This window comes from Moorena sp. SIO2C4, assembly GCF_010672485.1.
Taxonomy (GTDB): Bacteria; Cyanobacteriota; Cyanobacteriia; order Cyanobacteriales; family Coleofasciculaceae; genus Moorena; species Moorena producens.
Genome location: NZ_JAAHGN010001156.1, coordinates 1 through 2258, shown reverse-complemented (window position 1 = coordinate 2258; position 2258 = coordinate 1). Strand labels below are relative to the sequence as shown.

Annotated in this window: 3 protein-coding genes; 1 reads left to right on the top strand and 2 read right to left on the bottom strand. The window is 42.0% G+C overall.

The genetic code is table 11. The features are described from left to right. Positions 1–613: amidase family protein (locus tag F6K20_RS34945; RefSeq protein WP_287297874.1), on the bottom strand; the 613-nt coding region annotated here is incomplete at its 3' end. 84 nt (positions 614–697) lie between these two features. Continuing rightward, a complete protein-coding gene (locus F6K20_RS34940) occupies positions 698–886 on the bottom strand; it encodes a DUF4089 domain-containing protein (RefSeq protein WP_287297872.1) in 189 nt (62 codons plus the stop codon). A 183-nt stretch (positions 887–1069) separates the two neighbouring features. On the opposite strand from F6K20_RS34940, the gene F6K20_RS34935 reads away from it, so the two are divergent. Further along, a complete protein-coding gene (locus tag F6K20_RS34935; RefSeq protein WP_009149431.1) occupies positions 1070–1942 on the top strand; it encodes a DUF4351 domain-containing protein in 873 nt (290 codons plus the stop codon). Positions 1943–2258 lie beyond the last annotated feature (316 nt).

Here is a 2258-nt window from a genome sequence, read left to right as displayed (position 1 = left end):
CTGCGCGAGACAATCGTCCGTAGGTAGGTTTTAAGCCAAAAGTACCACACAACGCAGCTGGTACCCGGATTGAACCATTGGTATCAGAACCAAGAGTAATTGGTACTAATCCCGCTGCCACTGCTGCTGCCGAGCCGCCAGAGGAACCACCAGCAATGCGAGTGAGATCATGGGGGTTATGAGTTGCACCGTAATGGCTATTTTCCGTTACAAAGCCATAGGCATACTCATCCATATTTAATGCTCCGACTAGGATAGCACCCGCTTGTTTTAGTTTAGTTACAGCAGTAGCATCACGGGAAACAGGAGGATTTTCAGCATTAATTTTTGACCCAGCTAATGTTATTAAGCCAGCAATATCATATAAGTTTTTAACTGCAAAAGGAACTCCTGCCAATGGACCGGGATTGTTCCCTTTAGCAATAGCATGATCAATCTCTTCAGCATCGGATAAGGCTTGGTCAGTGGTAACCGTTGTGAAACAGTTAAGGGATTGGTTACGGACAGTGATTTTTTCGAGACAGTTAGTAATAACTGTTTTTGCGGTGACTTGACCTTCTCGAATCCCAGTGGCAATTCCAATAGCATCATCAATTTGTTTCACGGTTAGCATCCCAATTTAAACTATTATTATGATGATTTAGTAACGGTTATAAACCAATAAGCTTTCTAATTTACTAGAAAAAAAATCAGCATCCTAAGGTTTAAATACCGGAGCAGCTTCGATATCATCAGGTAAGGTAAATTCTGTCACTAAAGATGCGATCGCATAAATTTTAGCGAAGTTTTTGATAACACCAGGACGGTGTTGGGGCTTAAGGTCTAAATCAAGGAGTTGCGCCATTGCTTCGACATAGGTAGCGGTTTCAAGTGTTTTCTTTGTCATTAGTAGTTAGTGTTTAATAATTTAGTAGTTAACATTAATTGTAATCTATAAATATAATAAAATTTTAAAATCTGTCGTTATTACTCAAAACTAAACCCTCAAAACTCGGCAGTCTCTTCAAAACTCTATTCAAACAAACAAAGTTAAGTTTTTCGTTACCTTAAAGATATAAAGACACCCGATATGGCTATGACTCAAACGAAAGCCGAACCCATTATCCGATGGGAAAAACTCCCCGACGAATTTCAATTACCCGATGACCCAGTGGAAAATCTCTATCATCCCTTATTAGCGGCTATCCTGCGAGAGATTCTGGAATTAGCCGGATTTATCACTAACTCAATGCTGATTGCGTCCAACTTTGGACTCTGTGCCAATGTGGACGGTAAAACAGTAGTCAAAGCACCGGACTGGTTTTATGTACCTTCTGTGTTTCCTGTGTTACCAGGGGTGATTCGCCGTAGCTATACCCCTCACACCGAAGGAGAGGTACCAGCAGTGGTTATGGAATTCTTATCCGAAAAGGAACAAGGAGAATATTCCATGAACCCCCGTTACCCCTATGGCAAATGGTACTTTTACGAGCAAATCCTACAAGTACCAATTTATGTGATTTTTGACCCAGGGTCCGGAAGTTTGGAAATGCGATCGCTTAATTCAGGAAGCTATACCCTTCAACAACCCGATGCTAATGGACGCTACTGGATTGAATCTATGGGTTTGTTTCTGGGAGTATGGTACGGTAAAAAATCAGAAATCACCAACTATTGGTTACGGTGGTGGGATAGCTCTGGACATTTATTACCTTGGGGAGAAGAGAAAGTCCAACAAAGTCTACAGCAAGGCTTACAGCAAGGCTTACAGCAAGGCTTACAGCAAGGAAAACTGGAGCTAATTATGCGTCAGTTGAAACGCCAGGTTGGAACAATCGAGCCTACTCTAGAATCAGTCATCAACAACTTATCTGCTGCTGATTTAGATCAACTGAGTGAGGCATTGTTCGATTTTTCCGATGGGTCGGATTTATCCAGTTGGTTAGAGGGACTGAAAGGCTAATCAGATGTAAGCATTCAGCCGTCAGCGGTCAGCCGTGAGCTAAAAGCTCACGCTACTTGAGGTGCGGTCAGCTTAAAACAAGCTATCCGGCTTAGGAGTTCAACGGACTCAAAGCCAAATACAATGAATTCCTTGGCCGAAAGGCCAAGGAACTGAGATTAAACTTTTGCTTACCTCTTTTATTCAAAAGCTGATAGCTGATAGCTGATAGCTGATAGCTGATAGCTGATAGCTGATAGCTGATAGCTGATAGCTGATAGCTGATAGCTGATAGCTGATAGCTGATAGCTGATAGCTGATAGCTGATAGCTGATAG